Source organism: Paenibacillus sp. FSL R5-0810, from assembly GCF_038002285.1.
In the GTDB taxonomy this organism is placed as follows: Bacteria; Bacillota; Bacilli; order Paenibacillales; family Paenibacillaceae; genus Paenibacillus_AQ; species Paenibacillus_AQ lactis.
In genome coordinates, this window is sequence record NZ_JBBOCF010000001.1 from 1,054,646 (window position 1) to 1,078,996 (window position 24,351).

General features: G+C 55.6%; 14 protein-coding genes. 12 read left to right on the plus strand and 2 right to left on the minus strand.

Features of this window, described 5'->3' with window-relative positions; all coding sequences use genetic code 11:
• Positions 1 to 177: 177 nt before the first annotated feature.
• Positions 178 to 2,163, minus strand: coding sequence for an alpha-amylase family protein (locus tag MKX76_RS04910; protein ID WP_341033118.1), 1,986 nt, complete (start codon positions 2,161 to 2,163; stop codon positions 178 to 180).
• Positions 2,164 to 2,300: 137 nt separating this feature from the next.
• Here MKX76_RS04910 and MKX76_RS04915 point away from each other — a divergent pair, with 137 nt between their 5' ends.
• The 8 genes from MKX76_RS04915 to MKX76_RS04950 all read left to right on the plus strand — a co-directional run bounded on the left by MKX76_RS04915 (position 2,301) and on the right by MKX76_RS04950 (position 18,320).
• Positions 2,301 to 3,233, plus strand: a complete 933-nt coding sequence (locus tag MKX76_RS04915) for an AraC family transcriptional regulator (RefSeq protein WP_007128456.1) — start codon at positions 2,301 to 2,303, stop codon at positions 3,231 to 3,233.
• Between the two features lie 35 nt (positions 3,234 to 3,268).
• Complete coding sequence (locus MKX76_RS04920; protein ID WP_341033119.1) at positions 3,269 to 5,578, plus strand: AraC family transcriptional regulator; 2,310 nt, start codon at positions 3,269 to 3,271, stop codon at positions 5,576 to 5,578.
• Positions 5,579 to 5,898: 320 nt separating this feature from the next.
• Complete coding sequence (locus MKX76_RS04925; protein WP_007128454.1) at positions 5,899 to 6,918, plus strand: ABC transporter permease; 1,020 nt, start codon at positions 5,899 to 5,901, stop codon at positions 6,916 to 6,918.
• A gap of 18 nt (positions 6,919 to 6,936) precedes the next feature.
• Positions 6,937 to 7,821, plus strand: a complete 885-nt coding sequence (locus MKX76_RS04930; RefSeq protein ID WP_213616624.1) for a carbohydrate ABC transporter permease — start codon at positions 6,937 to 6,939, stop codon at positions 7,819 to 7,821.
• A 36-nt stretch (positions 7,822 to 7,857) separates the two neighbouring features.
• Positions 7,858 to 9,384, plus strand: a complete 1,527-nt coding sequence (locus MKX76_RS04935; protein WP_213616622.1) for an ABC transporter substrate-binding protein — start codon at positions 7,858 to 7,860, stop codon at positions 9,382 to 9,384.
• Between the two features lie 126 nt (positions 9,385 to 9,510).
• A complete protein-coding gene (locus MKX76_RS04940; RefSeq protein WP_341033120.1) occupies positions 9,511 to 13,287 on the plus strand; it encodes an Ig-like domain-containing protein in 3,777 nt (1,258 codons plus the stop codon).
• A 127-nt stretch (positions 13,288 to 13,414) separates the two neighbouring features.
• Complete coding sequence (locus MKX76_RS04945) at positions 13,415 to 14,095, plus strand: hypothetical protein (protein WP_341033121.1); 681 nt, start codon at positions 13,415 to 13,417, stop codon at positions 14,093 to 14,095.
• Entirely contained in the window at positions 14,088 to 18,320 is a 4,233-nt protein-coding gene (locus MKX76_RS04950; RefSeq protein WP_341033122.1) for a glycoside hydrolase family 2 protein, read from the plus strand. The genes MKX76_RS04945 and MKX76_RS04950 overlap by 8 nt, the downstream gene beginning before the upstream one ends.
• A gap of 412 nt (positions 18,321 to 18,732) precedes the next feature.
• Here the strand turns inward: MKX76_RS04950 and MKX76_RS04955 are convergent, their stop codons facing one another.
• Positions 18,733 to 19,020, minus strand: a complete 288-nt coding sequence (locus MKX76_RS04955) for a CD3324 family protein (protein ID WP_007128446.1) — start codon at positions 19,018 to 19,020, stop codon at positions 18,733 to 18,735.
• A gap of 421 nt (positions 19,021 to 19,441) precedes the next feature.
• Here MKX76_RS04955 and MKX76_RS04960 point away from each other — a divergent pair, with 421 nt between their 5' ends.
• From MKX76_RS04960 to MKX76_RS04975, 4 genes are all read left to right on the plus strand, one after another.
• Positions 19,442 to 21,139, plus strand: coding sequence for a GAF domain-containing sensor histidine kinase (locus MKX76_RS04960; protein ID WP_251537614.1), 1,698 nt, complete (start codon positions 19,442 to 19,444; stop codon positions 21,137 to 21,139).
• The gene (locus MKX76_RS04965; RefSeq protein ID WP_251537611.1) at positions 21,136 to 21,804 is read left to right on the plus strand and encodes a response regulator; all 669 of its coding nucleotides are present in this window, start codon (positions 21,136 to 21,138) and stop codon (positions 21,802 to 21,804) included. Before MKX76_RS04960 ends, MKX76_RS04965 begins: the two co-directional genes overlap by 4 nt.
• A gap of 186 nt (positions 21,805 to 21,990) precedes the next feature.
• Positions 21,991 to 22,551, plus strand: a complete 561-nt coding sequence (locus tag MKX76_RS04970; RefSeq protein WP_007128443.1) for an NADPH-dependent FMN reductase — start codon at positions 21,991 to 21,993, stop codon at positions 22,549 to 22,551.
• Positions 22,548 to 24,260, plus strand: coding sequence for a VOC family protein (locus tag MKX76_RS04975; RefSeq protein ID WP_251537609.1), 1,713 nt, complete (start codon positions 22,548 to 22,550; stop codon positions 24,258 to 24,260). The genes MKX76_RS04970 and MKX76_RS04975 overlap by 4 nt, the downstream gene beginning before the upstream one ends.
• Positions 24,261 to 24,351: the final 91 nt, after the last annotated feature.

A 24,351-nucleotide genomic window follows, 5' to 3' on the forward strand; every position in this document is an offset into this window, starting at 1 on the left:
CTAACGTCGGACCGGCTTGCTATTTCTATGTGCCATAGGTACCAATGCAAATGGTGTACAGCCGCTTACCTTAACTCTTTTTCAATATATCCGGATTAGTCAATACGGAATCCAGCCGCAGTGTTCGGGACTGCGGCTGGATTGTGTTGATATGATTTTTACAATGAAGGAAAGTGGTTAGGCTAACGCCAAGATAACCATCTGGTGATTCTCCAAGACCGGAACGGTGTAACTGATTTCACCGTTAGCTTTTGTATCAAAAGGGAGTTCCTCCATCGAAGGGGCGATATACACCCGTTTGACCAATGCGGAGGAGGGGAGACGCAGGGCGACCGAAACGTTCCGCAGCGGCACGATGTCCTCGATAACCTCAACCCGCCCTTTCAGTACCGGCGATGCATACAACAGGTGGTTGATATATCGGTTCTCCGTCCCTTGGTACTGGAGGGTCGCAATGCCCCGGGCAGGTAAATCACATCGCAGGGAAGGCTGGGGGAGCAGGCGGCTGAGCGCATGGAGCACCATCTCTTTCAGGATGAGGTGACCGTTATCGGCATACTCGCTGAACACATTCCAGGCCATGTAGATCCCGTTTGAACTTTCGATCATACCCGGTCCGTTGTCCTCCCCAGCGCTTGGAGTGTGCATATGCGAGCAAAATGTGAAAACGTCGCGGTTGAAATATGGATGCTCCCGGCTGCCAAGTGCCCGCCCGCCGTTCAATTCGACCTGCTGTCCTTCGCCATACATAACATACGAAGCGGGGAGCAGGGAACCCGGCGTAAAATCCGGACGGAAATAGGAAGGACGGTAGAGACTTGCTCCCTTCCAATCCAGCCCCAGATCCAGCATATACGCGTTGCCGGCCGGGTTCAGGCCCGAACGTCCCGTCGCCAGAATTTTGCCGCCGTTATCGGTAAATGAGCGGATGGCCTCTGCTAGTTGCGGCCATACCGGAACTTCATCGGGCAAAATAAGCACCTTGTAGCGCCCGAAATCTCTTTCAGCATCCACGATGTCGTATAAATAATGGCCCTCATTCAGCATGCGCACAGCTCCGGCATCGGCCAGATTCGTCCGGTCCTCCGACTTCCGGACATCCGGGCAAGCTTCCCAAGCGGCTTCCAGCGACAGGACCGCGATGTCCGCCACGGATGCAACGCCGCTGCACCACGGTTCTCTGGCTTTCACCTCCGAGTAGGCGGCGCCGATCAGGGCATACGTTGCTTCATCCATGAAGCCTGACGGATGGAGCTGGTCGCCGATCGAGCATTTGGCGCCGTGAGCGAGACTTAGCGCCGTTTCGAACCGAAGCGCATTCGGATGCTTGTAGCCGCCGAATTCGCCCCAGGAGGTATGGAATTTTCCCGTCATGCCGAGATACTCCATGCCGAGCGTCTGGGCATAACGCGCCGACAGGGGGAAGTGGTCGTACCCCCAGCCTCCGGTCGGCAGCGATTCCAGCTCCAGATGGCTGTTGACATGGGCGAGGTCGCGGCGGCCCCGGCGTTGATGGCCGCTGTTATGAAAGACGGGAAGACCGGGCTTCACAGCGTCCACCGTTTCCCGCACAAGCCGGGTATAATTCAGGTAGATCGACTCGCCCAAGGCAGCTACGGCTGCTTCGTCCCGCGGATCTTGACCGGCATTCCGCAGCGAAGCGACGCAGTATTGGCATCTGCATTTACGGATGCCGACGATGTCAAGGAATATGCCATCGGCATCATAGCGGGTGACAACCTCTCGGATCTGCGCCAGCAGAATGTCCAGGTAAGGTGTATTGAAGCAGAACTCGTGATAGCCTGGTGTCATGAAATCCTTCACCCAGCGCGTCCGGTCTTCCGCATCCCGAATCAGCCATTCGGGATGGCGGCGAGCCAGCTTTTCATCGAGGCCGGCCGATAGGTATACCGGCGTTTTGACGCCGATTTCATGCGCGGCAGCAATCATCTCGCCCAGCAAATCGAAGGCTAGATGAGGGTGCATTTCGTTGGCTTCGCTGGGGTGATATGCCCAGCCATGATGGCATTTTGAAAAGACCGTGATGGAGTCGACGTGCCCCAATCGAAGCATGTTCTGGAACTGGGATTTGGAGAAGCGGCTTCCGATGCCCGGAATGGCCTCCGACGTATGAAAATCGAGATGAACCTGACGGAATCGCATGCGTGGTCAGCCCCTTTGCATATTCATGAGAACGGTTTCTTGTGCTCCAATGTAACTCTTTTCCAGCCTTCGAACCAGTGATAATATAGACTTTGACTAGCACAAAATGAACTTATGCGAGAGAGGAGCCTGCTGTTTTGCTATGCCTTGAATTCGCGATTCCGCCGCTGCCGCAATTCGTGACGGCGGGACATGCCGTATGGAAGCCGGGAGATCGGCACTTCGCCCGCACCTTCGGCGTCTATGACCTGCTGTTGGTTACGAGGGGAACGTTCTATATGACCGAAGAGGGAACCGAATACGAGATCAGCCCGGGCAAGCTGCTTGTGCTGGAGGCGGGCCTGCCTCATATCGGGCATCGATCCTGCGAAGAGGATACGGAGATTTACTGGGTGCATTTCATCCATGGGCATGCTGCGACGCGCATCCGGCAAGAAGACATTCCCTGGTCCGTGCTGCTGTCCAAAGGCACGGTCGAGGACGTCGAGCCCCCAGCGCAGCAGCGCATGTATTTACCGAAGTTTGCCGCTGTGGACGTGCAGGCGATCGAGCCGATCCTCCGCGGGTTGAACGATACCCATAACAGACTGAACGGGGAAAACGCGATTCTGCTCCATCTTCTGCTCGCCAAACTGTTCGCCGCATTGCAGGCGGAATGCGCGCGGACGTCTGCACCCGAGCCCTCCGAACGGCTGGCCAGGGCTGCCGTTGCATATTTGAATGAACATTGGAAGGAGCCGTTCGACAGAGCGTCGCTCGAGGAGGAGCTGCATTTCCAGGCAGGCTATATTGCGAGATGCATGAAAAAGCATATCGGTAAAACGCCGCTTCAATACGTGCTGCATTTGCGCCTGGAGGAGGCCAAGAAACTGCTGGGCGGCACGGTGCTTGGCATTTCCGAGATCGCGTACAGGGTGGGGATTCGAGATGCCAATTACATGACTCGCCTATTTACCGCCAAGCATGGTGTGACGCCGGGGGCGTATCGGCGGATGCTGCAGCGGCAGCGGGATGAAGGGGAGGCGGGGCCGAAAATCCCGATTGACAACGATTTTCCCGCAGGCTTATAGTAAAGCCACCCAACTTATGCATGGAGAGTGGTCCAATGAACATGCTGCAGACGCTCCGCTCTCGCAAATATTTGCAGCGGATCTTGTTAAGTTTTATGCTCGTTGTCGCGATGCTGGCCGTGGCTTCCTTACTCCTGAATGCATCTGCACGCGATAAGGTGTTAAGCCTGCAGAATGAAGCCGATCGCAAGCTGCTCACCCAAATCGATTACAATATCGAGAACATGAACGGCATCGTGAAGGATTTGGCGGTCTCGTTGTACAATGACGAGGAGCTGATCGCGCTCAAATCCGGGTCGGACTATAAGCAAAGCATCTTAAAGTTTGAGCGGCTCAACCGGACGGTTGCCGCATCGCCGTATTTGCATGCAGCCGTTTTTTACAACGGCAAGCAGAGCCGGTTCTTCTCGTCGCTAAGCCACGACATGGACACGAGCGTCCTGTACGGAGCACTGGAAGCGTATATGGCTTCCCGTGCCGATTTGCCGAAGCTGCAGCTCATCCCGCTCGATCTTGATGGGGAGCAGGAAGGCGTCGATGTGTTTGCTTTTTTTGTCTACGACGGACCGAGTCTCGGTTCGGTCAATCGCAACGCGCTCATCTTGACGGTGAAGCCGGGGTGGATGCTTGACAATGTGAAAGCGCTTAATCGTGTGGCTGAACGGGAAGACGACGTTCTGTTCGTCACCGACGGCGAAGGGCAAGTGCTGATGGCGGGGGATCGCACACTGCCGGACGGACTGGACATCAAGAACGATCTGCTCGGACGCATGGGCGCAGCGGAAAACACGCCGGGCTCCTTTATTCATGAGCAGGGGGAGAAAAAATACAAGGTCACCTATTTGAGCAAAGGCTTGAACCACTGGCAGATCATCAGCCTGCAGGACTATGATGACGTGCTCGGGAGCGTCCGGCAAATGAGGTGGACGGAAATAACCGTCACCTTCTCCGTGTCCCTATTGGCATTACTCCTGTCGGTATTCATTTCGCTGCGGCTGTATAAGCCGGTCGGTCGGCTGCTCACACTCGTTCCCCACGACGGACGCGGTCACGCCAAAGCGAAGGATGAGCTGTCGCTCATCACGGAGAATGTTACGGAAATGATCGGCAAGCTCAAGGGGCTGGAGCAGGAGCGCCTCTCACAGTGGAATATCGCCAAGGCATATCATATGCGGAGTTTGATCAGTCACAGCGAGAGCATGGACGAAGCTGCCTTCCTGCGCATCAAGGATCAGTACGGAATGGATATCGCGTTTCCTTCGCCGCTGCGGTTAGCGCTCGTGCAGATTGACGATCTGCAGGGCTTGGCGCGGCAGCCGGGCTCGCAGTCCGAGTCGCTGTATTACTTCGCCATAGCGAACATCGGCCAGGAGCTGCTCTCGCGCGGCGGAACGTGTGAAGCTGCGGATATGAAGAGCGGCCATCTTGTCTTTATCGCAGGCGGCGAACAAGCGACGCTCGAATCGCTGCATGAACGGTTCAGGGAGCTACAGCAAACGATCCTCCGCTATTATCGGATCACGTTTACCGTAACGCTGAGCGAAACGTTCGAGGATTACCGTCAGCTGACGAAGCATTACCATCTAGCCCAGAAGCATGCCAGCTACCGTATGATTTTTGGCAAAGGAGCGGTGATTCGGCCTGAGATGATCATCCGAAACGAACGGAACCCGTCGTTCGGCATTCCGAAGGAGCTGGAGCGCCGGTTGACCGAAGGGCTGAAAGGCGGGAATCCCGACGAGACGGAGCAAGCCATCCGAAGCTTGCGGGAGCTGCTTGGCGAGCTCAGCTTTGACAACATGTTCTCGGCGCTGCTCCATCTTACGATGACCCTGAGCCATACGCTGAGCGAAATGAATAACCATAATCTGAACCCGGTATCGGTCGATCTGCAGGCCATCAATCGGCGCATTCTCGAGAAAGAGACGCTGGACGAGATCGAGGGCGTTCTTCTTGACGTCGTTCGGGATGTGTTCGAGCAGCGGCGCAGCGCCCGCGAAGATAAGAACCGTCTGCTGGCTGACACTGTCAAAGAGATGATCGACAAGCATTACGCCGACCCGGACCTCAACGTTCAGAAGATTGCCGACATGCTGAAGATGAGCGCCGTCTACTTGGGACAGGTGTTCAAAGCCCAGGAGGGAACGACTGTCGTCGACCAGATTAACGCTACCCGCCTGGCCCGGGCTCAGCATTATTTGGAACAGCAGCATTTGACCGTAGCCGAAATTATGGAGAAGGTGGGCTTCGGCAATGAAAGCTATTTCTATCGGCTGTTCAAGCGCCGTTATGGCACGACACCGAAGGAGTACCGCCTGAAGTCGGCCATCGACCGCAGCACTTAATCCGAGAATCGGCAGCTTTCCATACGACCCGCAAATGAAGATGACCGTTTGCGGGTTTTTGGCATGCCCTTGTCTTCAATTCGGCCGTCTTCTGTGCCTTAGCCCGGTTCGTCCTGCACCCTTTCGAAGGGAGAGGACATCTGTACAGTAAACCTGAATCCTTACAGGCAGCTGTACAGCAATCGGGAATCCCTACAGTCCGCCCGTACAGCTATCCAAAAAATGTACAGTAACGCAAGGCCGAGGCTTGCGCTATCGTTAAACATGCAAAGCCTGGGATGCAGGCGAGAAGCGCATAACGAAAGAGAGGGGCTTTGGCTATGTTGAACAATGTTTCACGATCGGTCGAGACCGGGACGGCTCACCGGTCGGTTCCGGAACCCGAACGGACGCCCGCGCCCCCAGGGGCACGTAAGCGAAAGTCGGTGATACGCAGGGAGCTGCAGCATTTTCGGAACAATCGGGAGCTGTTCCTGCTCTCCCTGCCGGGGATTTTGTATAAGTTGATTTTTGCTTATATTCCGATGGTCGGCTTGATCATTGCCTTCAAGCATTACCGCTACGATCTCGGCATATTTGGCAGCGAATGGGTAGGATTGGAGAACTTCCGCTATCTGTTCTCGACCGATACGGCTTGGCGTATCACACGCAACACCGTGCTGTACAATGCCGCTTACATCGTTGTGACGACCGTGGCCGCGCTGCTGCTGGCGATCTTTATGAACGAGATCCGGGCGAAATGGAGCAAATTTTATCAGACCGCTTTATTCCTGCCGCACTTCTTGTCATGGGTGCTCGTCGGATACGTGGCCTACGCCTTCCTGAACCATTCCGACGGCTTCATCAACCGGACCCTGCAGATGTTCGGCATCGATCCGGTCAGCTGGTACCAGACGGCCGAGGCGTGGCCGGCAATCCTCATCCTTGTCCATTTATGGAAAGCGGTCGGGTTCAACACGCTCATCTATTTCGCCGGCATTATCGGCATTAACAGCGAGTATTACGAAGCGGCCCGCATCGACGGGGCGACGAAGTGGCAGATGGCTGCCAAAATTACCGTCCCGCTGCTGGCCCCGCTGGTCATCATCCTATTGATTCTCTCAATCGGCAGCATGTTCCGCGGCGATTTCGGTCTGCATTACTTCATTCCGAACAACTCCGGGTTCCTGTACGGCTCCACGGATATTATCGACACGTACGTGTACCGGGCGCTGCGCGAGATCGGCAATGTCAGCATGTCGGCGGCTACGGGCTTTTACCAGTCGGTGGTCGGCTTCGTGCTTGTGCTTGTCGCGAACGGAATCGTGCGCAAAATCAATCCCGACCATTCCCTGTGGTAAGAAAGGAGGAGACACCCGGTGCCTAAAAAGTTCGAGCTTTCCAAAATGATCATTCACTTGCTGTTTGCCCTGCTTTCCTTGGCGGTTGTCCTTCCGTTCCTGCTTGTTATCGCCGTGTCTTTCACCGACGAAGCGTCGCTCACCGAAAACGGGTATCAGTTTTTGCCCAAATCCTTCAGCTTGGAGGCGTACCGCTACCTTCTGGATGCACCCGACATTCTGCTGCGGTCATACGGGGTAACGGTCACGGTGACCGTGATCGGAGCGCTGGCGGGTCTGCTGCTTACCGCGATGACCGCATACGTCATTTCCAGGCCGGATTACCGCTACAACCGGGCGACAACGTTTTACGTCTTTTTCACGATGCTGTTCAGCGGAGGCCTCGTTCCTTCCTACATTCTGATCACGCAGTACCTGCATTTGAAAGACAGCTTGCTTGCTCTGATTCTTCCGGTGCTGCTGTCCCCGTTCAACATTATGGTCATGAAAGGCTTCATGTCCAAAATTCCGCTGGAAATCGTGGAATCCGCGAAAATCGACGGCGCGCGGGAGCTCCGCATCTTTTTCGGGATTATTCTGCCTCTGTCCACACCGGCCCTGGCCACGCTCGGGTTGCTGATATCGTTTACGTACTGGAACGAGTGGTTTAACGCCATGCTGTACATCGACGATCCGAACAAGGTGCCGCTGCAGCTGCTGCTCGTGCGGACGTTGTCCAGCATCGAGTTCATCACCTCCAATTCGGAATTTACGCAGCAGCTGGGGATCGATCTATCCAGCTTTCCGAACAATTCGGCAAGAATGGCGATTGCGGTGCTGGCCGGCGGGCCGATGCTGGTCATCTTTCCGTTTTTCCAGCGATTTTTCGTGAAAGGGCTTACGGTTGGCTCCCTCAAGGGTTAACATAGAACAACCAATAAACGTGTAGGAGGTCATGTCATGAAAAAAAGACTGTTAGGGCTGCTGGCGATCGCCTTGATCGCGATGACCGCGCTCGCCGGCTGCGGCGGGAATGGCGGAAGCGGCACGGACGGCGGAGGAACGCCGGAAGCGCAAGGAACAACGCCGGAGGCAGGCGGAACAAGCGGGCTTGAGCCCGTCGAGCTCACATGGTATTATCCGCTGCTTCAGCTTCAGCCGGACCAGAAGAAGGTCGAAGAGGAGATCAACAAAATCGTCAAAGAAAAGCTGAACGCCACCGTCAAGCTGATGCCGGTCGCCCTGGGGGATTACGTGCAGAAGATGAACACCGTTCTGGCTGCGGGCGAGAAGTTCGATATCCTGTGGACCGGCTACATGCTGAAACCGGAGGAGCTGGTACGCAAGGGTGCCATTCAGCCGCTGAACGGGCTCTTGGACCAATACGCGCCGGAGCTGAAAGCGGACGTTCCGCAGGTCATGTGGGAGGGCCTTTCGGTTGACGGGGAAATTTACGGCGTCCCGAATCAGCAGATCAACGGTTCGCGTTACGGGTTCATCGTACAAAAGCGGTTTGCCGATAAATACGGCCTGGATCCTTCGACAATTAAAAGCATAGCGGATATCGAGCCGTTCCTCGAACAAATCAAGCAAAACGAGCCGGGCATCATTCCGATCGGCCTGTTCGGCGGCTCATTCGTCAACCCTCAGGCGCATGATGATGAGTATTGGGTCGTTCCGGGACTGGACGATCACTTCTACATCAAAACAGATGACCCGACCTATACGCTTTACCGCTACCCCGAGGAGGAGCTGGATAATTTCCGTTTGGCCAGCAAGTGGTATAAGTTTGGCTACATCCACAAGGACGCCGCTACGGAAAAAATGACCGACTATCAATCCAAAGGCCAGATTGCGGTAGAGTTCGACGTCACGTTAAAGCCGGGCGTCGAGGCGGAAGTGAAAGCGAAGAACGGCGGCAACGACGTCGTCATCATCCCGCTTAGCGATTGGTTCTCCAACGGCTATTCGGCGACGACCAATCAGTCGATCAGCCGCACTTCGCCAAATCCGGAACGGGCCATGATGCTGCTGAATCTGATCAACACCGACAAGGAGCTTTACAATCTGCTGTGCAACGGCTTGGAGGGCGTACATTACGAGAAGCTGAGCGGCGAGTACATCAAGCCGATGGCGGATTCCAGATACCGCCCGAACATGGATTGGGTGTTCGGCAGCGTCTTCAATTCCTACCTGAAGGAAGGACAGCCGGAAAACATTTGGGAGGAAACGAAAAAAATCAACACGAGCTCCGAAATTAACCCGGTGGGTGCTTTCAAGTTCAATTCGGAGCCGGTCAGCACGGAGATCGCCAACCTGAACGCCGTATGGGGCGAATACAAGCGGGGGCTCGTGACCGGCACGCTTGATTTCGAGGAGACTTGGCCCGTGCTGTACGGCAAGCTGAAGGAAGCGGGTGAAGATCGGTATGTGGAGGAGGTGACGCGACAATTTGAGCAATTCCTGAAAGAGAAGGGCTTGAAATAATCGTCGGCCCGGACAAACGTTAAGGGATAGGCACCTAAGCGCCCGAGAGAAACCTGCTGTCCTGGGACGACTATGCCGTGCTTCGCGGTATGGCTGTCCGTACCCCACTTGGAGGAAGGAGAGCAAATGATGAAAAAGCTTTTGCTTGCTGCGCTGGCTGCAAGCCTGCTATTCGCGCTGCATCCGTTTGCACTGATGACCGACACGGCATCGGCCTACGGCAATCCGCACGGGACGGCCTATTACGTCGCTCCGGACGGAAGTGATTCGAACAAAGGGACGAAGAACAAACCGTTTCGAACGTTGGAAAAAGCGCGGGATACCATCCGGGCGCTGAAAGCAAAGAAAGGGCTGCCGAGGGGAGGCGTCACGGTCTATCTTCGCGAAGGGCATTACGAGCGGACGGCAAGCTTCGAGCTGAACGCCCAGGATTCGGGGGAAGCCGGCAAGCCGATCACGTACACGGCTTATCCGGGTGAGACGGTCATATTGTCCGGCTCAAGGAGGCTTGAGAAATCCGCGTTCGTTCCGGTTACCGACACGGCCATTTTGAATCGCATCATTAGCGAGGAGGCCAGAAGCAAAGTCCTGGTCGCCGACCTGGCTTCACTCGGCATCACGGATTACGGAGAGATGAGCCGGCACGGATATTATTTGGCCAACGATTTGAGCAAGGTTCCGCCGATGGAGCTGTACGTCGGTGGGGAAGGGATGACATTGGCGCGCTGGCCGAACGAGGGAACGGTGCAAATGGACGAAATCCTCGATCCCGGACCGACTCGAAAAAGTCCGGACGGGGAGGTTCATAAGCGGGGCGGCACTTTCACTTACACGTATGACAGGCCGCAATATTGGACGCAGGCGGATGATATTTGGCTGGACGGCATTTTCGGGTATAGCTGGGAATGGTCCTACAACCAAATCGCCGCCATCGACACGGAAGCCAAGAGCATAACGCTCCGTTACGGCGAGATGAGCGGCATCTTCAAGAATTGGTACCCGGATTTCCATTTTGCGCAAAACCTGCTCGAGGAGATCGATATGCCAGGCGAGTATTATATCGACCGCCAAACCGGGAAGCTGTATTTTCTGCCGAACGCCGAATTTATGACCGCCGATCCATCCATTGAAGTAACGATGCTGAAAACACCGATGATCAATGCGATCGATGCATCCTATATTGATTTCTCCGAGCTTATTCTGGAGAATGGGCGCGATTCGGCGGTTGTGTTCATGGGCGGAAGCCACATGCGCATTCTGCAAAGCGAAATCCGCAATTTCACCAACAGCGGCGTGCTGGTGAACACCCAGAGCCGATTCCATTATAACGACTTTGCCGGAGTGCCGGGAACAGATCATAAAATCGAGAACACCCACATCCATCATATCGGGGGCACTGCCGTTACGCTCACCGGTGGCGACAAGACTACCCTCGCTCCGGGCAACAACGCGGTGGAGAATTCGCACATTCATGACTTCGCTTATTATCATAAAGCTTACAACCCCGGCGTGCTCTTGTCCGGAGTGGGCAACCGCATGTCGAACAACGAGCTGCATGACGCACCGCATCCCGGCGTGCTGATATTCGGCAATGATCATCTGGTGGAGTACAACAACATTTACGACGTATGCAAAACGTTCTCCGATCTCGGCGCCATTTATATGAACGCGGGCGAGACGCCGCAGCAGCGCGGCACCGTCATCCGCCGCAATTACTTCCACCATATCGGGGAGAGCAAGCCTGGCGTTGAAGGCGTCTATCCCGACAACTTCACGATGGGACTGAAGATCGACGAGAATATATTCTACAAAATGGGCAACTCGGCGATCAAAAATAACGGCGGGGCCCATATCTTGACCCGCAACAATATATTCGTAGACAGCAAGGTTCCGTACGACTATGCCGACTTGTTCCTCGGCGACGAGCCGGATGATCAGGTGCCGCTGAATTACATGCCGAAATGGAGGGCGCTGTTCGAAGCCAACAACGACTTTGTCGGCACGCCGTACCTGGCCAAGTATCCGGAACTCGCGAACTTTTTCACGGAAAACCGCTATTATCCGGATACGAATACATTCCACGGCAACGTCGTCTACAATCCGACGGTACCACGCAGTTCGACGACGAACGAGGAAGGCGCGTACGACAAATTCAATCTTGTCCAATATGCGGATAACTGGGTAACCGACGAGGATCCCGGCTTCGTCAACTTGGCGGGAGGCGACCTGTCGCTTCGACCGGATGCTCAAGTATTCGAGGCGATACCCGGCTTTCCCGATATCCCGTTCCATGAGATCGGCATCCACGGGAAAGCGGGCACGACCAACAGCCCGGACGGATACCCGGTCGAAGGCGTCGTGGTTTATGACGACGAGGTTACGGTGGACCGGTGGAAAACGGTAAAGCTGCGGACGGCGGTTCTGCCATGGAACGCCGATAATCCGAAGCTGGTCTTCACATCGGCGGATCCCGCCATCGCTGCGGTCGACGATAACGGCATCGTTACAGGTCAGGAGGTCGGCCAGACGGTCATTACGGTGGCATCGGCGGAGAATCCGCAGCTCACGGCAACGGTGGACGTTACGGTCGAGGCCGGAGACGGCATCATGGATTTCACCGATTTCGAGTCAGGGGCTAACGGCTGGCCGCAGGATGCGAACCGCAGCATCGTCAAGGAAGGGGACAACCGCTGGTACAAAATTCTTAATGGCGCTACCGGTCTAAGCGCCAAAACCTTTTCCGATTATGAGCTGAGCTTCAAGCTGAAGACGCCGGAGTCGATCGGGGAAAACGCGACGCTGTACGTGTTCGACCGCCAGGCCGGCAGCGGCTCTACCCGCGTCGGCTACAAAACCCGCCCAGACGGCTCATCATCCTGGCTGCTGTATAACGCCGCTTGGACGATTCTTCACGAAGTGAAGCTGCCCGGCCACGATTTAAAGCCGAATACGGAGTACGAGATCAAAATCCTTGTGCATGGCGGCGAGATCAGCGTGTACGTGGACGGCCAATTCCGCCTGAAGGCTGCTGATCCCGGCCATAACGAGGCGGGCAAGGTCGGATTCTACGTGAACAACGTCACCCACATGCTGTTTGACGACATCCGGTTCAAAGCGCTGACGACGGAGCTGGCCGGCATTATTCCTTCGGAACGCGAAGTGCGGCTTGCCGCCGGGGAGCAGCGGCAGCTTGAGCTGACGTTCGACCCCGCCGGCACCCCGGACACCGGCGTGATCTGGCAATCCGCCGATCCGGCCGTAGCGGAGGTGAGCGATACGGGGGTCGTCAGCGCCGTATATGAAGGCGTTACGAACGTCACGGCCGTATCCGTCATCAACCCGCTCGTCAAAGCGGATATCAAGGTAACTGTTTCGAGCATCATGCACGAGACCGACTTCGAGACGGGCGGCAATGGCTGGCCGGTGGACCCGAACCGGAGTATCGCTGCGGATCCGGACGGCAATCGGCGCTACAAAATTTTGAACGGGGCAACAGGGCTGCTGGACAGGGCTTTCCAATCGTATGAGCTTGATTTCACCCTGAAGACCCCGGCTTCCATGCCGGACGACGGCACGATGTATGTCTTTGATCGGCAGGATGCCAACGGCTCGACTCGAATCGGCTATCGTACGCGTCCGGATGGAACATCCGCCTGGATCCTGTATGATACGGCTTGGCAGAAGATCGCCGAGTCCGCCTTGCCGCATCGGGACCTTCAGCCGGACACGGAATATGCAGTCAAGATTATCGTGAAGGACGGAGACGTTGCGGTTTACGTCGACGGCGAATCAAGACTGGCCGGCACTGATCCGAATCACAGGCCATCCGGGAAAGTGGGCTTTTACGTGAGCGGTTTCGATTATATGCTGTTTGACAACATTCGCTTCACCGTGGTGTCTTAAATGCGGCGCTTCCTCTCGCGATCGGGGGGCAGCGCCTTTTATATCCGAAATCGGGCAAGTGAAGTTTGTAGCAGACACAATTCCTGTGACAGTGGCTAACTCATAAATTCACGTTTGGAGGTGTGTTATGAAGCGCTGCTTATATAGAGCCGAGGGAATCGGGAACATGGACGCCGTTTCCGGTTTACGCGAGGAGCGGATTAGGTTTGCGGCCGAGAAAGCCATGGAACGTCAGCATGTATCCAGAATGAGCTTGTTTGCGAACGGAAGCGGATTGTTCCTATATTACGAATGCCTACGCGGGCCGGTACGCCCGGAAAGCTTGCTGCCGGAAGCCGATGCCTGGCTGGCGGCATGGCCCGGCGCAGAACCGGGACGGAGGTGGGCGCCGATGATCGATATTTTTCATTATCAATCCCCCGTTTCGGAGCTGCACTGGAAGCGCAGGAACGAAAGCAGCTTGCCGTACGGAAGGATCGCTCGTTTAAAGCCGGAAGAGGCTGCAAGCTACGTGTATTACCATTATCAATACCAGGAAGAGCGGCCGGGCGACGGTGACAAGTATGGGATCATCGGCATGCACGAGACGGTGCTCTTCTTCTATTCCGAGCTCCCGGCCACGATCGAGCCCGCCCCGTACGAAGGAAAGCTGAACACGAAGCTTCGACCGGACAATTGGGCAGAGGTGATGGAGCCGCATTTCATCAAATGGGGGGATGTTCCAGCTGGACAGGAGATTTGGCGGGAGCTGGAGTTAGTGCTTGACTTGCGAGTTTATGATGAAAGGAAGGGAATGAACGATGCGTAATCGGGTGTGTCTGAACGGGGAATGGGATTTTATGCCGTTGTATGGCCAGACGCAGTGGAGGCGGCTGCCGGATGAGCTTGTATACGAATCGCGGCGGGTGCAAGTCCCATCCAGCTGGCGGCGGTCCTACAGACAGGCGAATGGCAGAACGTTCGGTGAAATTCCCGAGCACGGATATGCTCCGATGGACCTTTACGGCTACCCGAAAGAATGGGACGAAGCGGAGGCTGGCGTGCTGCATCGAAGCTTTCGGATTCCCGAGGACATGGCCGGGCAGCGAATCGTGCTGCGCCTGGACGGCATTATGCAAAAGGCCGTCATCTTTCTCGATCGGGAAGAAGTTGCCGTATGGGAAGACGGCTATCTGCCGCTGCGATTAGATATTACGCCTAAGGTCGGCCAGGGGCGTGAGCATCATCTCCATGTCGTATGCGGAAGCTTCGACAAAGTGACGCTCCCGTCTGGCATGGAGAAGGTGACAGGTCTGACGGGCTCATGGTTTGGCAATGTCGCCCGGGGGATATGGCAGGATATATATTTGGAGAGCTATCCTCCCCTATCCATAGAGGATGTTACGATCCGTACATCAATCAGGAAAGGCCGGTTTGAGCTGGATGTGTTGGCCGGAACAACCGATCCGGAGGCGGCCTCAGACTCGCTCCGCGTCAGAGTGAATATCCGGGAAATCGGAGTGATATCGCAGCGGGATGATCAGCTTCTGAAGCATCGAGATTTCCCTGGCAGCGGGAGCGGCCGGCAAGCGGCTGATGATGGCAAACCGCTGCAGGTTTGCACGCTCGGAGGAACGGGCACGGAGGGTGAGATGCTCGAGCACGGGAGCGGCACGGCTCGAAGAGGGCTCGCCCAAGGGGGACCGCCGGTCCTTCAAGCGGAGCGGCCGGCGGAGCACTTCGTTTTTGAAGCGGCTTCACATCTCCGGCTGTGCGTAAACGATCGCGGCGGAGCTGTTTACCGTGCCGCTTTCAGCCTGGATTGGCGGGATGCCAAGCTGTGGGACCCGGATACGCCGTTTCTGTATGCGGCCGAAGTTGAATTGCTGGATGGCGGGCAGGTTGTCGATCAACGTGTTGAAGTGTTTGGCTTCCGCGAGTTTTGGTGCGAAGGCCCGCGGTTTATGCTGAATGGCATCCCGATCCGGCTTCGCGGCGATTCATGGCATTTTCAAGGCGGGCTGCAGCAGACGGAAGCGTACATCCGTAATTGGTACCGGATGTGCCGTTCCGTCGGGATCAACAGCGTTCGTCTGCATGCCGAGCCGTATCCGGAGGATTACGTGCGGATCGCCGACGAAGAAGGGATGCTGATCGTCGACGAAACGGCAATATATGGATCGGCCAAATCGATGCTTGCCGACCATTCCGACTATATAGTCAACTGCCGCATGCATGTTTTGCGGCTCGTTCGCCGGGACAAGAATCACCCGTCGGTCATCATGTGGAGCCTCCAGAACGAAATGCGCTGGGTGGACGGACGGGACGGTTACAAGCTGCATATGCCCTGCTTCATCCAAGCGATCCGGGAACTGGACGCAACGCGACCGATCGTCGCCGAAGGAGACAACCGGCTGCTGCCCAAAGCGCATACGGAGGTGGAAAGCCGACATTACAACATCGACGGCACGATAGCTCAGTGGGACCGGTCCGTTCCGCTGACCTACGGCGAACACGGAGGATGGTGGTACATCTGTCCGCAGAACAGCAGCCAGTATGTTGGGCTGAGGGCATACCGGGATACAGACGAGAGTGCGGCAGGACTGGCTCAGAAGGAGCGCTTATTCGTAGAGTATGCGCGGCGGCAAGGCGTCTCCGGCATATCGACGTTCAATTTCGCGCATTACTTCATGAGGGCGATGCCGGAGCGCGATGCTGCGGTTCCGCCATCGGTACCGGGCTTGCCCGGTGTAATGCCCCGAAGGATCCCGGCTTATTCGCTGACGATCAACAACGGACTGCTGCCTGATCATCCGATGTACGCGCCCAATCCGGCGTTCGCCATCATGGCCGAGGCGTTTAAGCCGGTCACGATGTTCGCGTCTGAATATAATCGCTGCTTCTATGATGATGCGCCCATCACCCGACATTTTGACGTCTTCAATGATACGCTCTCGGAGCAAGAGGTACGGATTGAATGCAAGATCATACAGGGAGAGGCGGTCGTTCATGAGCAGGTCTTCGCCTTCCGTCAAGAGCCTGCCGAATCTAGAACAATCGGGATAACCTGGACTCCCGCACCCGTCAAGAGAGAAGGGGTGGCCGTGCTTTCGGCAGTGCTGCTCCATGGCGGGCGGCGGATGCATGAGCTTCGCGTAGAGTTCCGGCTCGTGTCAGCCAGTTTGCTCCGCGATCCCGTCGACGTCGAACGTCCGGCCGCCTACTGGGGATCGGAAGAGGATTACGACATCCTCCGCAGGCTCGTTCCCGGCTGCGAACGGGTGGATCGGGAGGCGATCGCCCAGCTGCCGGCCGCTGGCTTGCTCATCATCGGCAGCAGGACGGTGGACCCGGACGGCTCGCTCGAGGATTTGCTGAAAGACTTCGTTGCTCGAGGCGGACATCTGGTGATGCTGGAGCAGACCGGGCTGTCGCTGGGACGGCTAACGCTGTCGCGAAGACCGTTCCTTCGTGCCCATGCTGGCGATTACCGCCATCCGGTTCTGTCGGGAATCGGAGACGAGGACTTAATGTTCTGGCAGGAGGAGCTATGCGAGGAAGGACCGCTGCCGATCATTCGCGCAGCATTCGAGAAGCCGGCAGCCGGGGATTTCACCATGCTTCTGGAATGCGGCGCAGGCGATTTCGGCGACGGCGGGGATCTATGGACCCCGATCTTGGAATACCGAAACGGCCGCGGCTTGTTGCTGGCGAACCAGCTGGAGCTGATGGCCAATATCGCTCGTGCTCCGCAAGCCTGCTTGCTGCTTCGCAACCTGCTTGCTTACGCGGGCCGCGCAGATGGATTAACCGGGGATGACGCTGGGCCCTCAGGCGCGTTGGTTCGGCCTGGCGGAGAGGCTGCGGCATTTCTCGACAAGCTGCAGCTGCGCTGCGCTTTGCTTGATGCCGAGGCGCTCATGGAATCTGCACCGGCTGGTGAAGGTGACGGCTTTGCCCAATCTGCAAAAGATCTCCGCATGCTGGTTGTAGAGGCTTGCCTGCTCGATGCCCCTGGTCTCGCCGAGGCAATCAGGCATTATGCCGAAGCCGGTGGACGGGTGCTTGTCCTGCCGGCGGAGCCTTGCGACCAGGAGGCGCTTGCCCGGCTGCTGGGCCGGCCGGTGCTTGTGGAGCCGCATGAAACGTTCCATCTGGCTGCGGGCGACGCCGGGGAGCTGGTGAGCGGCTTCAGTCCGGTTGATCTGTTCGGCTTTGACAAAGTGTTTCTGTCGCCGCGGGACGCCGCCAACCGGCCGCTAGCCTCGCACCGGCTGGAGGTGCAGGAAGCAACGACATTGTTGGCCAGCGTCGAAGGGACCGCCTGGAAGGATTACTTCGTGAACGGCTACACTTCGGAGTACAGCCGCCTCGCGCTGGTTGAGCTGAATCGCAGCAAGGCGCGCGGATCCGGGGCATTCCTGATCGAGGTCAAGGCGGGCGGCGGCTCCATCCTGTGCTCACAGCTGTCGCTTGACGCTGACAGCGACAAGGCACGAAGGCTGTACGCACGTTTGTTGGCCAATCTTGGCGCGGACTTTGACGACGGCTTCCTTGAGAGCGAGAAGGATGACGGGGCATGGTCCGTGGAGGCGGTCATGGCGCTGCCCTGCCCGACCTATGCCGACTACGAAGCGATGAAGGCATATTATACCGATCCTGATTTTTCGCTGAACAATTTAGGAGAGGGCCTTTACGGCTGGATGCAGAAAAAAGAGCGCAGGAGAGCGGATGGAGCTTTGCTCATCCGGGATGCGGGCAAGGATCCGTGGTTTTTGAGCTGCTTCGTATGGGTGCCGGGTGAATCCGCAGCGCCTCGCGCGGGACGACTGCAGATTCAGACCGGCGCGCCGTACGTTATCTATTTGAACGGCGAACGGGTCCCGAATCCGGAACGCGAGATTACCCTGGCGGGAGGACTTAACCGGCTGATCGCGATTGTTCGCGGAACGGGCGGAGATTTGGCGATCGGAATGATCTTCCGGCATGCGGATGGGACGTACATGAAGGATTTGGAATACCGAATGACGCTGAACGAGGTTGAGCCGAAATGACGGGGGTCTTTACGGGGGCTGAAGTTTGAGGTTGCCCCGGCGAACGACGGCCGCTTAGGATCCTGACCGTGATGGTGCCGAATACCCATCTTCAAAATCAAGCGGCTTCTTGCGTGTGAATCGAATAGAGGCACTAGGTAACGTGGACAGGAACAACACAGCCCTTCCGACTTCCTTAAGGGAAGCGAAAGGGCTGATTGTTTTTCGTTTTTTTTTGAAAAGATGTTGATCTGTTCGACAGGGCGGATACGAGCCAACATGAGCAACGGTGCGATAGGACATATTGAGCTGCCTTTGGCACCCTCTCGATCTTGGCCATTGCCGATCATAGCTATGTAAATTGAAAGGGACTGCTCCCTCTGGGGAACAGTCCTATCGTAATCCGCGTGAGCCATTTGGAAGTCTCATAGATTTAGGTTCCAGTCCCAACGCGGGTAAGTTTACTGATGATTTTGCGGACGCTTTCTCCGGACAGGAAGTAGGTCCGTTCTAATTCTTCAATGGTCCGGCCCTTGCAGTAGGCCCGGTACATTTCCTTATTGCGACGTTCGATGCGTTCTCGGGAACCGCTTAATTCACCCCAGCCGGCTCTTTGCTCGCTTTGTTTCGGTATGTAGAGAAGTTCTCCGTCTATATACTGTTGAATTTGCTGCAGCAGCTCGGGGGGAAGCACTTCTCTACCGTTTTTGTAATGGCCCATCGATGCCCTCCTCTTTCTGTATGAATGTTCAAGCTATCGCTGAGTGTCAAAACAATTGTATTGATCATGCTTGCCCTCCTCCTTTCGAATTTATAATTTGTTGTGTTTACGAATTGGAAAACAGATATAGGGAGCCCCGGGGGCTCCCATGGGAACGGGTATTCGCTTTAAGCGAATACCACCTCGTGGATCTGAATCATTGCGCTTCAGCCTCCTTTCCGCTCATTTCGTCGGCCCGACCTCTATATTAAGCCATAGATTGGTGGAAATTTGCAATAGATAAAACAATAATAATTGTTTTTTACCAGACATTCGTAAGGTGAACGTTGGATTCTGGTCAAGGGAGCCGAGGGAAGGTGGTGCGTGACTGGATTATATAATATAGTTACTTCAGAATGCAAAATAAAAGGAGCTTTCGCGTATGTCCACACACGATACGCATGTTCAGGAGTTAATCACGCTGAAGACCATTGCCGAAACGTTGAACGAATCGAATGAGTTAATCCCCATGCTGGATGTGGTGATTGGGAAGCTGCTGGAGCTGACAGGACTTACGACCGGTTGGCTGTTCTTAGTGGAGGATCCGGGAACGCATGAATTCATTGCCGGCCGGAATTTGCCGCCTGCCCTCCGCAGGGAGGACGACAAGCCCATGCGCTGCGGCAGCTGTTGGTGCCTGGAGCGTTATGACGACGGCCGTTTGAGGAATGCCGTAAACATTTTGAATTGCAAACGTCTGGATAACGCCGTCCGGTACCAGTGGGGCGATACGGAAGGCATTACCCACCATGCAACCGTTCCTTTGCGATCCGGCAGCCGCAGGTTCGGCGTGTTGAATGTAGCTGCCCCCGGGAAGCTGCACTTCTCCAAAGAGGAGCTGGCGCTCTTGGAGTCGGTGGCTTACCAAATCGGCAGCGCTATCGAACGCATGCGTCTATACACAGCCGAGCAGCGTCGCGCGGATTTGTTCGCCCGGCTCGGAGAGTATAGCGGCGCACTCGGTGCTTATGCTTCCCAAGCGGTGGATCGGGCCGAATTAACGAAGCAGGTCATGAGCTTAATCGGCCGTTATTTTGATTGGCCTGTGGCCGCATTGCTGGAACCCGCCGGCAACGAAGTGACGCTCAGAGCCCTATACAGCGGAGGGCAAACCACGCTGCCCCATGCCAAATTTCCACTTGCCGATACCGCACGAACCCGTTCCCGGAAGGGGAGAGTCACGACGGATCCGATAAGTGCCGAAGACGCCCAGCGGGTTGCGGATCACTTGGCTAAAGAGGGATGGATCTCATCCGTTACCCGAGCGGTTGCTGTCCCGCTGGCGGCAGCAGGTGATTCCGAGAAGGGACTGCTTCTGGTAGCGTATAACCCCTACCGTGATTCGTACCGGGCGGACCTCGGGGTGATTGAGGCTCTGGCTGAACATATCGGGATGACGCTTCAGCGGTTCCGTCTGGAGGAGAACCGACGGGAGCTCGCAAGGATGGATGAGCGAAATCGTCTAGCCCGGGACCTGCACGACTCGGTAAGTCAAACCCTCTTCTCCCTGGTGATGATGTCCAAGGGGGTAGGCGGTATGCTTGCCGGGGAGCCGAACGAAACAAACAGTCTGCTGCAGGACACGATCCATGATATTCAGTCGTTATCGCAAAGCGCTCTGAAGGAAATGCGGGAGCTGATCATGCAGCTTCGTCCGCCCGGACTCGAGGAAGGGCTTATGACAGGGCTTAAGCAATACGGGGAACGATTGAGGCTTCATGTGCGTTCGCATATCAGCGGAATACAGGAGCTTCCTCGTATCGTGGAAGAAGCTTTGTGGAGGATCGGCCAAGAGGCGCTGAACAATGTGAGCAAGCATGCGGATACCAAGGAAGTAACGATAGCTTTATCCCTCCAGGAGGATGAAGTCGAGCTTCGGATTGAGGACCGTGGGCGAGGGATTACCAAGCAGCGATTGAACGAGCTGACAAAGCATTCCATCGGGCTGTCCAGCATGCGCGAGCGCGCTGAAACGCTAGGAGGACGATTCCGGTTATACAGTGTACACAGGGAGGGAACCATCATTGAGGTTATGCTGCCCTTGAGGGAGAGATTAACAGAGAAGGAGGGGGGCCGATGATTCGATTGATGATCGCTGACGATCATGCCATGGTTCGCCGGGGGCTTCAGGTTTTTCTGGCAACGCAGCCGGATATCGAAATGGTCGGTGAAGCCGCGAATGGCGAGGAGACGCTGGAGGCGGCCAAACAAGTGAATCCCGATATCGTGTTAATGGACTTGAATATGCCTGTTCTCAATGGCATCGATACGACGGCCCGGTTAAAAAAAGAACAGCCCGACATTAAAGTCATTGTGCTGACCTCGTTTGTCGATTATGACCACGTTCTGCCCGCCATTCGGGCGGGAGCCCGCGGCTATCTCTTGAAGGATATTGAGCCGGAGGAGCTGGTAGCCGCGATCAGACGGGTGTTCCAAGGGCAGGTCGAGCTGCATCCGGATGCTGCAGGTCTGCTTATGACGCATGTGACTTCGCCGGCAGGAGCTGAAGAAGCCAGCGGACCCGGTCATTCGGGAAAGGCTGCACAGGAGCTGGATAAGCTCACCCGGCGCGAGCAAGAGGTCCTGCAGCTGATAGCATCAGGCATGAATAATAGGGAAATCAGTGACGCCCTTCACATTACGGAGAAAACGGTCAAAACCCATGTCAGTCATCTGCTCGATAAGCTGGGGGTTGCCGACCGGACGCAGGCGGCCATTTACGCGCTAAAGCATGGAATTGTATAAGGTGTCGGGAATGAATTGGATCTGATGAACGCCAACTTTTCTAAGACTAAAGTTGTAGAAGCTCTCAGCCGAAGGCATGAGAGCTTTTGCTTGTAAAATCACTCCATATGCTGACGATTTCGATCGCTTGCCTCCTCTACAATGTACATAACAAGCTTTCAAATACGAGCAGGGGAGGCAGTACAAATGAAGATCGTGATCATCGCGGGCAGCAACCGCAAGGAAGCAACAAGCACCATTTTGGCGAAAGCCCTTCAAGCACAAATGAACCTGGGGTCCGTGGAAACGGAGCTGTTTAACTTGTATGAAACTCCGCTTCCCTTCTATTCCCCAGACGAGATATTCAACCGTCATGAGGGCGTTCGTGAGCTGCAGCGTCTGTTAATGGAGGCCGACGGCATTATTTTGACTACACCGGAGTATCACGGAGGGATGAGCGGAGTGCTGAAGAACGCCTTGGATCATATGGGGCAGATGCATTTCTCGGGTAAGCCGGTTCTATCCGTAAGCTCGGCGGGCGGCGCGGTCGGTGTGAGTTCGTTGCAGCAGATGCAGGCTACGGTACGCAATCTGCACGGAATTAACAGTCCGGAGTGGATTTCCATCGGGGGGTCTCAGCGCAATCTTTACGAATCGGAAGCGGCAGAAGGAACGATCGTCCTGGATTATCGAGCCAAGGAAGCCCTCGCTATCTTCATGGAGCTGGTCAAGAAGATCAGCAGCAAAGAGGAGGTCGAAGCCTTATGATTACCCATTTCGCCTGTTTGAAATTAAAGACGGTTTCGATCCAGGGGGTGAAGCAATTCTACCATGATCTGCTTCATTTCCCTGTCACAAGGGAAAGCGGGAACGAGATCGAGTTTCAGCCAACGCCTGATTTTACGCTGAAATTTGAGGAAGCTGGTGAACCGATAACCCCTGTCCACATGGCGTTTGAGGTGGCTTATTCCCAGTTTGAATTCATTGTTCAGAAGCTTGGGGAGCAGATGCCCTTATTAAAAGGGCCGGACGGAAAAATTGTTGCTTCAATCGATTCCAGTGTGAACGTGTACTTCAGGGATGGAGACGGGAATTTGCTCGAATTTCTTGCCCATCCGTATTTGAAGGAAGATGTGCTCGTTCCGTATGGCACTTACGGTGTCCTGTATTTGCGGGAGGTAGGGCTGCCCGTGGAAGACCCGGTAGCTGCAAGATTATGGATGAAACAGACGCTCGGGTTAACGATTGCCAAGGAGTCTGATCAATTTGCTTTTGTTATTGGCGGAACGGCCCACGCCGTTGTTGTATCAACCATGCGCAAATGGATCCCAATCGCGATGTATGCGCTGGCGCCTTCACTGGAAATAACATATGGCGTGACAGACGAACGCTTTCTGGATCGGGTTCGGTCATCCTTGGATCGCCGGATGATTATATCGGATACCGAAGAGGGTCTTCATTTCAGAATGTACGGGTACAGCATCCGATTGAAGGTCACTAGCTTCCCCAAGGATATTGCGGTCAGGCTGAATTTGCCGCACGCAGCCGAAGGGGAGGAGGTGAATTCGGTCATTGGCGACGAATTTCTTGAGGAAGGTCTGACGGCTTTGAGCCGGGGCGGCGAGGTCGGATGGTTTGAAGGGCATGTCGGCGGAGCTTATTTGGCAGCTTATTATATGCAAAAAGAGCATGACCTTCCGCAGGAGGTATTGCAGGGGCTGGCTGCCAATTGCCGCCACTTGCGCAGTCGGCATGAAGATTGGTTTAAGCCCTATCCTCCCGAAACTGCGCAGCCAGAGCTGATGGAACGATTGATTGAAGGCTTGCTGCCTAACCTGACAAATTTGAGCACCTCCGGACATGGGGTAACCTTAGGCGTACTCGCGCTAAAGGCGCTGCGGGACCGTCCGGACTTGCTGACTCCGTCCATCGTTCGAGGCATCCTAAAGCTGATGGAAGATGCAGGCGGAGAACATAAACTTGCACGCTATTACGGAATCGATGATTATACGCAGCTGAATCGATCGGAAAATTTGCTCTCGGACATCCCGCCTTACCGGGATGCATCGGATCTGGCAGTTCGTGCCCTTTCCGAGCTGGAACTCGTCCTGCCGGATCAACATGTTGAAGGCGAGTTTTACTTTTTTGCCGGTGAACTGGAGCATGGCGTTACCCATGCCCATGCGCTGATTGAACTGGAACGGCTCGGATACGCCGAGCTGGCAAAGCTCGGTCAAGGCAATCATCGGCTGCAAATGAAGCTTAACCGCCTAAGGCCTGAAGCGCTATCGAACCAGGGGGTAAACATCGCCGAGGAAGCCTCGATTACGGAAGCAAGCTATTGGAACAGACAATATGAAGATCCACATGCCATCAAAGTGCCTTATGCTGCATTGTCCCTGCTCCAATATGTGCCGCCGGAGAGAAGATCAGATATGGAACGCGGTGTGTGTAGGCTGCTGTCGTTAATGAAGTAGGATAAAAGTTATTTTAAACGTCGGAAGATATGGTAATCATATCAAGCAGGGTATCGTCAATGGAACATTTATGTGCTAAAAAAGCACGGAA

Coding starts and splice junctions, on each gene's coding strand:
- MKX76_RS04975 (WP_251537609.1), top strand. CDS start 22,548: ATGATTACCCATTTCGCCTGTTTGAAATTAAAGACGGTTTCGATCCAG.
- MKX76_RS04945 (WP_341033121.1), top strand. CDS start 13,415: ATGAAGCGCTGCTTATATAGAGCCGAGGGAATCGGGAACATGGACGCC.
- MKX76_RS04970 (WP_007128443.1), top strand. CDS start 21,991: ATGAAGATCGTGATCATCGCGGGCAGCAACCGCAAGGAAGCAACAAGC.
- MKX76_RS04935 (WP_213616622.1), top strand. CDS start 7,858: ATGAAAAAAAGACTGTTAGGGCTGCTGGCGATCGCCTTGATCGCGATG.
- MKX76_RS04925 (WP_007128454.1), top strand. CDS start 5,899: ATGTTGAACAATGTTTCACGATCGGTCGAGACCGGGACGGCTCACCGG.
- MKX76_RS04910 (WP_341033118.1), bottom strand. CDS start 2,163: ATGCGATTCCGTCAGGTTCATCTCGATTTTCATACGTCGGAGGCCATT.
- MKX76_RS04960 (WP_251537614.1), top strand. CDS start 19,442: ATGTCCACACACGATACGCATGTTCAGGAGTTAATCACGCTGAAGACC.
- MKX76_RS04920 (WP_341033119.1), top strand. CDS start 3,269: ATGAACATGCTGCAGACGCTCCGCTCTCGCAAATATTTGCAGCGGATC.
- MKX76_RS04950 (WP_341033122.1), top strand. CDS start 14,088: ATGCGTAATCGGGTGTGTCTGAACGGGGAATGGGATTTTATGCCGTTG.
- MKX76_RS04955 (WP_007128446.1), bottom strand. CDS start 19,020: ATGGGCCATTACAAAAACGGTAGAGAAGTGCTTCCCCCCGAGCTGCTG.
- MKX76_RS04940 (WP_341033120.1), top strand. CDS start 9,511: ATGATGAAAAAGCTTTTGCTTGCTGCGCTGGCTGCAAGCCTGCTATTC.
- MKX76_RS04965 (WP_251537611.1), top strand. CDS start 21,136: ATGATTCGATTGATGATCGCTGACGATCATGCCATGGTTCGCCGGGGG.